Here is an 8,675-nt window from a genome sequence, read left to right on the forward strand (position 1 = left end):
GCGCTCCATGAGCTCGCCCTGCTGGCCCGTGGCGCGGTGCGCGCGGTCGAGAATGACCTCCATCGAGCGCGAGAGGCGCTCGCGGCGCGTGTTGATGGAGTCCACGATCTCGTCAAGGGCGGGGGCCACGCTCTCGGCGGCCCCCGTGGGAGTCGAGGCGCGACGGTCGGACACGTCGTCGACGATGGGGTTGTCGGGCTCGTGGCCGATGCCCGTGACGACGGGCACGGGGCAGGCGGCGACGGCGCGGCACAGGGCCTCGTCGTTGAAGGTCATGAGGTCCTCGTAGGAGCCGCCTCCACGCACGAGCAGGATGCAGTCGGGCCTTGCCGCCGCAGCCACCTCGAGCGCGCGGATGATGTCTTGCGGGGCCCCCTCGCCCTGGATGCGCGTGCCCACCACCTGGATCTCCACCAGGCGGTTGCGGCGCAACAGCGTGCGCTTCACGTCGTCGAGGACGCTGCCAGACAGCGACGTTACAACACAGACCCGCGTGCAAAAGCGCGGGATGGGGCGCTTGCGCGCGGGGTCTGCGAGCCCCTCGGCCTTGAGCTTGGCGCGCAGGGCCTCGACCGGGCGCTGCAGCGGGCCCTCGCCCGGAACGGCGATGCGCTTGGGCAGAAACGACAGCTCGCCCTTGCCGGGATATACGTCGAAGTTGCCCCACATGTCGAGCTTGAGTCCGTCCTTGAGCTCAAAGCCGCACTTGGCGTAGGTCCACTTCCAGACCTTGACACTCATGACGGCGCTCTCGTCCTTGACCTGGAAGTAGCAGTGGCCACTGCGCGCGTTGGGACCCCTGAAGCCAGTGACCTCGCCCCCGACGAGCATGGACCCCAGCGAGCTCACCGCGTCGTTGGCGCTGGCGACGGCCTCGGTGACGGTGAGGGCGTCGGAGTTGTCAACAGCCTGCGACACCGTGCAGGCGCCGCGCATGTCTGCCGTGGTCCAGGCCACTAGTCGTCACTCCTGCCCTGGGCGCGGGAGATGTAGTAGAGCAGCTGCAGCACCGAGACGAGCGCCGCGGCCACGTAGGTGAGGGCAGCGGCCGTGAGCACCTTCTTGGCGCCGCGGACGGCCTGAGGTCCCAAGCCACTGCGCTCGATGTAGGCGACGGCACGACGAGAGGCGTCGAACTCGACCGGCAGCGTCGCGATCTGGAACAGAACCGAGAAGACGAAGAGCGCGATGGCGAGAGTGAGCAGGCCCGCCTGCCCCACGGCCATGCCCAGGATGAACACGAGGACCCAGGCGTTGGAGGTGAAGTTCACGACGGGCACGAGCGCCGAGCGAATCTTGACCGGCACGTAGTTGCGCGCGTGCTGCACGGCGTGGCCCGCCTCGTGGCAGGCGACCGCCGCGCTCGCGACCGAGCCGCCATGCAGGTTGGCGCCCGACAGGTGAAGCACGTTGGTTCGGGGGTCGTAGTTGTCGGTGAGCTCGCCACCGATGCCCTCGATGCCCACGCCGCCGACGTTTTGATCGGACAGCATGCGGCGCGCGACGTCTGCGCCGGTGATGGCGCCATCGAGCGGCACCTTGCTCCACTTGGCGTAGGTCGACTTGATGTAGCCCTGTGTGGCAACGCCCAGGATCGTCGAGATGATGACGAGGGCTAGGTAGAGCGGGTCATAGCCAAAGCCGTATCCGTCGTACATGCGACCACCTTTCTTCTGTGGTGAAGTATCTACCCAACCTCGGACACTAAACGCGGCGTCCGGGAGGGGCGGCGCCTCCCCTACAGAATCTCGACGCGACCGTCCTTGACCGTGAGGCCGCAGGAGCCTCCCAGCAGCTCCTCGAGGCGCCTTCCGGCGAGCTCGTAGCGCCAGCCGCTGGCAAGCGAGGCGCCCTCGCGGCCGCTCATGAAGTCGACCAGCTCGTCTCGCGTGGCGATGAGCTGGGTGGCCACGCCGCTGCGCTCGGAGATGATGCGCAGCATCGCGTACATGAGGTCGACGACGCTCTCCTGCTCGCCCGAAGGGCGGCTGCGCTTGGGAAGCGACGGAAGCTGTGAGGCGGGGCGCGCGACACCGCGCGAGACGGCGTGGAGCAGCGCCGCGGAGTCGCGCTCGGAAAGCTGCTCGGTGCCGCGGATGCGACGCAGGCGACCCTCGTCGGCAGGGGCGCGACGGCAGAGCTCGACCACCACCTCGTCGGCGAGCACCCACTTGCGCGGGATGTCACGCTTGGCGGCCATGCTCTCGCGCCATGCGCAGACCTCCTGGGCCACGGCGAGCTGCTTTCTGGTGAGCGAGCTCACGCGCTTGAGGTGCTTGTAGGCCTCCATGGGCTCGTGGCGATAGTGCGAGGGGTCGAGCAGCGACTGCATCTCGGGCAGCACCATCGACAGGCGGTCGCGCTCGACGAGCTCGGCCCTCATCTGGTCGTAGATGCCCGGCAGGTAGCGCACGTCGTCCTCGGCGTAGACGAGCTGCTCGGGGTCGAGCGGCCGGCGCGACCAGTCGGTGAGGCTCTCGGCCTTGGGGAGGTGCACGCCGGTGTAGGCCTCGACGAGCGCGCCGTAGCCCAGCTGCATGCGGTGGCCCAGGAAGGCCGCGGCAAGCTGCGTGTCGAACATGGGGCTGGGCACGCAGCCCATGGCCCCGTCGATAACCTCGAGGTCCTGCGAGCAGGCGTGGAGCACCTTGACGATGCGGTTGTCACGGAAAAGCCGCGCGATGGGCTCGAGGTCGTCGATGGCGAGCGGGTCAACCGCGGCGATGTTGTCGGGCGAGGTGGCGAGCTGGATGAGGCAGAGGCGCGGACGGTAGGTGCGCTCGCGCAGGAACTCGGTGTCGACGGCGAGCACGGAACTCTGGGACGCCTGCTCGCAGAAGCGCTCGAGCTCCTCGGTTGTGGAGATGAACAAGACGCGACCTCTCAGCCCCGCCGGACGGTGAGGGGGCGGGGCGAAATCGGCTACCATGGCATGCGTGCCGCAAATGGGCACACAGATAGGAGGATACCATGCGCTGCCTCATCGTTCATAACCCACGCTCGGGCTTTGGCTCCGACGCCGTGTTTGCCTTCGAGCGCGAGCTCGTGGCGGCGGGCGATGAGTGCGTGCTGCGCGTGCTGGGCGAGGAATGCAACAACGAGGAGGTCCTGGCAGACGTCGAGGGCTTCGACGTCGTGGTCCTCTCGGGCGGCGACGGCACGGTCTCGAACCTGCTCTACGCGCTGAGGGGCCGCTCGGTCGACACCTGCGTGTTCCCCTCGGGCACCGCGAATCTCCTGTTCGCAAACATCGGCAACTCAGCCGAGCCCGCCGCCCTCGCGCGCGCCTGCCGCTGGGGCAACGTCGCGACCTGCGACCTGGGCGAGGCGCGTTGGGACCACGACGGGGCGAGCGTCACGCGCGGCTTCTCGATCATGGCGGGCACCGGCTTCGACGCCGAGCTCATGACGGCGGCCGCCCCCAACAAGAAGGCCATGGGCGAGGCCGCCTACTTCATGGCAGCCCTCGCCGACCCCAAGCCCAGGAGCATCCACTACACCATCGAGGTCGACGGCAAGGTCCACGAGCGCGACGGCATCGCCTGCCTCGTGGCCAACAACGCCATGATCCAACTCGACATGGAGATCGTGCCCGACTGCACGATGGACGACGGCATGCTCGACGTCATCGTGCTCGAGGCGAGCTACACCGCTGAGCTGCTGCGACCGCTCGTGCGCGGACTGCTCGACCCCAAGGGCCGCACCAAGCGCCCCACCCTCGAGACCTTCCGAGGGCGCAGCATCTCCATCACGGCATCGGAGCCGGTTCCCATGCAGGTCGACGGCGAGGTACTGGGCATCCAGGTGACCCACTGGGACGCCAACGTTTTCGAGGGCGCCAACAACCTCATCGTGGACGACCTGAGTCGCTACCACCCCTCAAGCCCCCGCACCAAGCCGCGCTACCCCGTGGCCGCCGAGCTCGCCTTCCCCGAGTAGTGGGCGCGCGACCCGCGCATGCGGATACGGATGGACCAAACGGACGAGGCCCCGTCGCGCAGCGAGCGCGGCGGGGCCTCTCATGTTGAGCGGAAGCAACAGCGGTTGGGCGACGGTCTACTTGGCGCCCACCGTAGCCGTGGAGAGGGCGATGCCCTCGAGGTACTTGCCGTACTCGGTCTTGGCAATCTTGGAGGCGAGGCTCAGCAGCTGCGCGCGACCGATCCAACCCTTGCGGTAGGCAATCTCCTCGATCGAGGCGATCTTGGTGCCCGTGGACTGCTGCACGACGCGGATGAACTCGCCGGCGTGGAACAGGTCGTCGACCGTGCGGGGACTGAACCACGCGAAGCCCTCGGGAAGCATCGTGGTGTAGAGCTGCTTGTGGTCGAGGTAGATCTGGTTAAGGTCCGTGATCTCGAGCTCGCCGCGCGCGGAGGGCTTGAGGGTCTTGGCGTACTCGACGACCTTCTCGTCGTAGACGTATAGGCCCGTGGCCACGTAGTTAGTGCGGGCCTCCTCGGGCTTCTCCTCGATGTAGTTAACCTTCTTGGTGGCGTGATCGAAGTCGATGACGGCATAGGACTCGGGGTGCTTGACCTGGTAGCCAAAGACCGTGGCACCCTTCTTGCGGTTGATAGCCTCGGCGAGGTTCTGGTCGAAGCCGGAGCCATAGAAAATGCTATCGGCCAGAATCAGGGCAACGCGGTCGCCATCGATGAAGTCCTCGCCGATGAGGAAGGCCTGGGCAATGCCGTCGCGGCTCTCCTGGGCCTTGTACTGGATGTTCATGCCCAGCTGGGAACCATCGCCAAAGTGGGCCTCGTAGGAGGCCATGTCCTGCGGGTTCACGATGAAGAGCACGTCGCGGATGTCGGCCTTCATGAGCGTGGCGAGCGAGTAGTACACGAGCGGCTTGTCATAGATGGGCAGCAGGTGCTTGGAGCCCGAGAACGTCATGGGGTAGAGGTGGGTGCCGAAGCCTCCGGCAAGAACGATGCCCTTCATTGCGATGAGCCTCCTAGGATTGAGTGCATAGGTGCAAGTCTCAGTCGCAAGTATACCGCGAGCGGGGCGGGGCTGAGGGGACACCTCGGCACCTCGCCTGTGTTGGGTGCGCGCGGTATACTGAATGAGTATGTGACGTTTTACCAAGGAGGACTCCTACATGTCCGACACCACGAAGCCCGTACGCGTGCGCTTTGCGCCCTCCCCCACCGGCAAGCTCCACGTGGGCGGCGCCCGAACGGCAATCTTCAACTGGGCCTTTGCCCGCTCCAACCACGGCACCTTCATCCTACGCATCGACGACACGGACCCCACCCGCTCCACCGACGAGAACACGCAGATCATCTTGCGCGCCATGCGCTGGATGGGCCTCGACTGGGACGAGGGTCCCGACGTGGGCGGCGACTTTGGCCCCTACGCCCAGACCGAGCGCCTCGAGATGTACAAGGCCGCTGCCAAGAAGCTGTGGGACGAGGGCCGCGCCTACCCCTGCTTCTGCACGCCCGAGCAGCTCGCCGCCGACCGCGAGGCCGCTGCCGCCCGCAAGGACCCCTTCCAGGGCTACCAGCGCCGCTGCCGCAACCTCGACCCTGCCGAGGCCAAGGCCCGCATCGAGGCCGGCGAGCCCTACGTGCTGCGCATCAAGGTTCCCGAGGACCGTGGTGACGTCGTGATCCACGACGCGGTGCACGGCGACGTCACCTTTGACGCCAAGGAGCTCGACGACTTCGTGATCTTCCGCTCCGACGGCACCCCCACCTACAACTTCGCCACCGTCGTCGACGACGCGGCCATGGGCATCACCCACGTCATCCGCGGCGACGACCACCTCTCCAACACCCCGCGCCAGGTCATGGTCTACGAGGCCCTGGGCGCCCCCGTGCCCGTCTTTGCCCACATCTCGATGATCCTGGGCGCAGACGGCAAGAAGCTCTCCAAGCGCCATGGCGCCACGAGCGTCGAGGAGTTCCGCGACGAAGGCTACCTGCCCGACGCCTTCGTGAACTACCTGGCCCTCCTTGGCTGGTCGCCCGACGGCGAGACCACGATCGTCCCGCGCGACGTGCTGGCGAACACCTTCTCGCTCGACCGCGTCTCCAAGAACCCCGCGACCTTTGACCCGGCCAAGCTCGACTGGATCAACGCCGAGTACCTCGCCAACATGTCCGACGAGGACTTTGCCGAGAAGATCATGGTTCCCGAGCTCGTCGAGACCGGCCTCATGGCCGAGGGCGACCGCAGCCAGGACTGGCTGCTCACGCTCGCGAGCGTCGTGAAGCCGCGCACCAAGCACCTGGGCGACGTAGCTGGCATCTGCTCGATGGTGTTTGGCACCGCCGAGACCCTCGCCTACGAGGAGAAGGCCGTCTCCAAGGGCCTCGCCAAGGAGGGCATGGCGGCCGTGCTCGACGCCGCCCACGCCGCCCTCGAGGCCATCGAGGAGTCCAGTTGGAACGCCGAGGCTATCGATGCCGCGCTCGAGGTCCTGCCCGAGCAGCTCGACGCCAAGAAGCGCCTCGTCTTCCAGGCCATCCGCGCCGCCGAGTGCGGCAACCTCGTGAGCCCGCCGCTGGGCGTTGTCATCGAGCTCGTGGGCAAGGCGGACGCCCTTGCCCGCCTCGAGCGCGCCCGCACGATGGCCCTGTAGCAGGCAGCACATACCCCGCACAAAACGAGCGCCCCGAGCCACATGGTTCGGGGCGCTCGTTTTGCGTTGAAGATCATGCGAAAGCCTCGGGTTGGGCGGCGGCGAAGTAATCCAGATACGTACGGAGCGCCTGGGATGTCGCCTCGCAAGAGCCGGAGTCAACGGAGTCGAGGCGCAAAATAAATTGGCCGGCATGGGGCATACCCTGATAGCCTATGGGTCACAGCTACTTGGAGGCCTTCTTGGTCGAGGAGGAGGCGCCGCCCGTCTTCTTCTTGACGACGTACTTGCCGTGCGAGGTCGTGGGCTTCACGGTGACGGCCCCGCGCTTGGGCGCGCGACGTCCACCGCGGCCCGTCCAGCGCTGGGCGCGATGGTAGATGCTCTCGCGGTGAGAGCTCTTGAGGCCGATCATCGGGAGCGCGGCGAAGGTGGGCAGGAAGAACGTGACCACGCGCCACACGAGAAATCCCGCCGTGGCGGACGAGCCCAGCATGGGGCCAAAGAACAGTGCGAAGCCTCCCTCGGCGCCGCCGGTGCCGCCCGGCAGAGGCACGGCGGTCGAGACGAGCTGGACCATCGAGCCAGCCGCGAGGCAGGTAAGGAAGTCCGCCTCGATGCCAAAGGCGTTCAGGACGAACCACGGGATCATGTAGAGGAATGCGAGCTGCGTCATCGTGATGAGGAGGGTGAGCACCATGTCGGGGACGTTGGCGGCGCTGCGGCGGAAGGCGGTGGAGAACTGCGACACTTGGACGTTGATCATCTCGTCCCACTTGTCGTAGTTCTTGATCCAGCCGTGGCCATTCGCCCACGACAGAAGCGAGCTGCCCACACGACGCACGAAGTTGGGGCACAGGCCCACGACGAAGAGGAACAGCAACTCGATGGCATGGCCCGCGAAGACGAGCAGGTTGAGCAGTACGATGTCGCCATAGCTCGAGAGGAAGAAGCCGAGCTTTGCCCACAGCATGATCGCAGCGAAGAGCACCACGCCAAACTGGAACATGATGAAGCGCGTGAACTGTGTGGCTGACGCCGCGCCCACCGAGAGGCCCGCCTTCGTGAGCTGATAGATCTGAGAGGGCAGGGCGCCCATCTGCATGGGCGTGAGGTTGCCGAAGAAGTTGCCGGAGGCCTCTACGGCCATGAGGTCGCGAAAGCCCACCGGGGAGTCGTGGTCGAGGTAGACGGCCGTGACGTAGGCAAGGGTGCCCAGCATGAAGTACATGCAGATGCAGATGACGGCGCCAACGAGCCAGGGATACTCGACGTTGTGGAAAGCCTCGACGAACTGGCCGATCTGCCCCGAGAAGAACAGGAACGCCACGTAGGCGGCAAACACGAGGCCGATGAACTGGGCCCCACGGGCCGCCTGCTTCTTGTCGGGGTCCGCGGGCTTCTCGTCCGCGCCCTTCTTGGAGCGCGAGCGCACGGGGGCACCGGCGACGCGCGGCTTGGGAGCCCTGGCCCTATGGGAAGCCGCAGAGGTGGAGGGCTTCTCAAAAGCCTCGGTAGCTGCGGTCTTGCCGTTGTCTGGAGTGTTTGCCATAGGGTCCCTCACGTTATGCGAGCCCAAGGGCCCAAGCTGCATATCTGTTGAATTTTACCCCCGTGGCCAAGCGTCTCCGCAGGTTACATAGCATCTGCACCGCAACGAGAAGGGGCCCGCCGCAAGCGACGAGCCCCAAAGACTTGATATGAGAGTTCGAGCTACTCGGTCGCCGAGTCGCCGGTGGCGGCATCCGCCTGGGCGCACCGGGCGCGCTGCACCGCGGCGACCTTGGTGCGATAGGCCGCGGCGAGGATGTCAACGCAGCCCTGACGGCCAAAGCGGGCACGGTTCACCACGATGTCCTTCTCGGCATGCAGGGACCACTTGCCCGCCGAGTAGCGCTTGTAGAAGAGCTCGCGGGCGCGCTGCATGCGCTTGACGAGCTTCTTGGCCTTCTTGTCGGTGATGCCACGCTTGGCGCGCACGATCTCGACGCGGGCGTCGAGCGGAGCCGTCACGAGCACCGAGATGCGGTTGGGGTTATCACGCAGGATGTAGTCGGACAGGCGGCCCTCGATGATGCAG

Annotated in this window: 8 protein-coding genes; 2 read left to right on the forward strand and 6 right to left on the reverse strand. The window is 66.5% G+C overall.

Features of this window, described 5'->3' with window-relative positions; genetic code table 11:
- The 3 genes from xseA to rnd all read right to left on the reverse strand — a co-directional run.
- A partial coding sequence (gene xseA, locus AC1VTH_RS04725) for an exodeoxyribonuclease VII large subunit (RefSeq protein WP_481334982.1) occupies positions 1 to 957 on the reverse strand: 957 nt, incomplete at its 3' end.
- On the reverse strand, positions 957 to 1,658 hold the full coding sequence (locus tag AC1VTH_RS04730) for a zinc metallopeptidase (protein WP_481334983.1): 702 nt from the start codon (positions 1,656 to 1,658) through the stop codon (positions 957 to 959). The genes AC1VTH_RS04730 and xseA, both read right to left, overlap by 1 nt.
- An 80-nt stretch (positions 1,659 to 1,738) precedes the next feature.
- On the reverse strand, positions 1,739 to 2,872 hold the full coding sequence (gene rnd / locus AC1VTH_RS04735) for a ribonuclease D (RefSeq protein WP_293825936.1): 1,134 nt from the start codon (positions 2,870 to 2,872) through the stop codon (positions 1,739 to 1,741).
- 98 nt (positions 2,873 to 2,970) lie between these two features.
- On the opposite strand from rnd, the gene AC1VTH_RS04740 reads away from it, so the two are divergent.
- Complete coding sequence (locus AC1VTH_RS04740; RefSeq protein WP_481334985.1) at positions 2,971 to 3,939, forward strand: diacylglycerol/lipid kinase family protein; 969 nt, start codon at positions 2,971 to 2,973, stop codon at positions 3,937 to 3,939.
- Between the two features lie 117 nt (positions 3,940 to 4,056).
- On the opposite strand, the gene rfbA is transcribed toward AC1VTH_RS04740, so the two are convergent.
- The gene (gene rfbA, locus AC1VTH_RS04745) at positions 4,057 to 4,947 is read right to left on the reverse strand and encodes a glucose-1-phosphate thymidylyltransferase RfbA (RefSeq protein WP_481334986.1); all 891 of its coding nucleotides are present in this window, start codon (positions 4,945 to 4,947) and stop codon (positions 4,057 to 4,059) included.
- Between the two features lie 160 nt (positions 4,948 to 5,107).
- Here rfbA and gltX point away from each other — a divergent pair, with 160 nt between their 5' ends.
- Positions 5,108 to 6,595 carry a glutamate--tRNA ligase gene (gene gltX, locus AC1VTH_RS04750; RefSeq protein ID WP_481334987.1) on the forward strand — a complete coding sequence of 496 codons (1,488 nt, stop codon included), beginning with the start codon at positions 5,108 to 5,110 and terminating at the stop codon, positions 6,593 to 6,595.
- A gap of 226 nt (positions 6,596 to 6,821) precedes the next feature.
- On the opposite strand, the gene AC1VTH_RS04755 is transcribed toward gltX, so the two are convergent.
- Positions 6,822 to 8,147 (reverse strand): lysylphosphatidylglycerol synthase transmembrane domain-containing protein, encoded by a 1,326-nt coding sequence (locus AC1VTH_RS04755; RefSeq protein ID WP_481334989.1) that lies wholly within the window; start codon positions 8,145 to 8,147, stop codon positions 6,822 to 6,824.
- A 161-nt stretch (positions 8,148 to 8,308) separates the two neighbouring features.
- Positions 8,309 to 8,675, reverse strand: a 367-nt coding sequence (locus AC1VTH_RS04760) for a cytidylate kinase-like family protein (RefSeq protein WP_481334990.1), incomplete at its 5' end; no start/stop codon positions are given.

It is taken from the genome of Parolsenella sp., assembly GCF_982402205.1.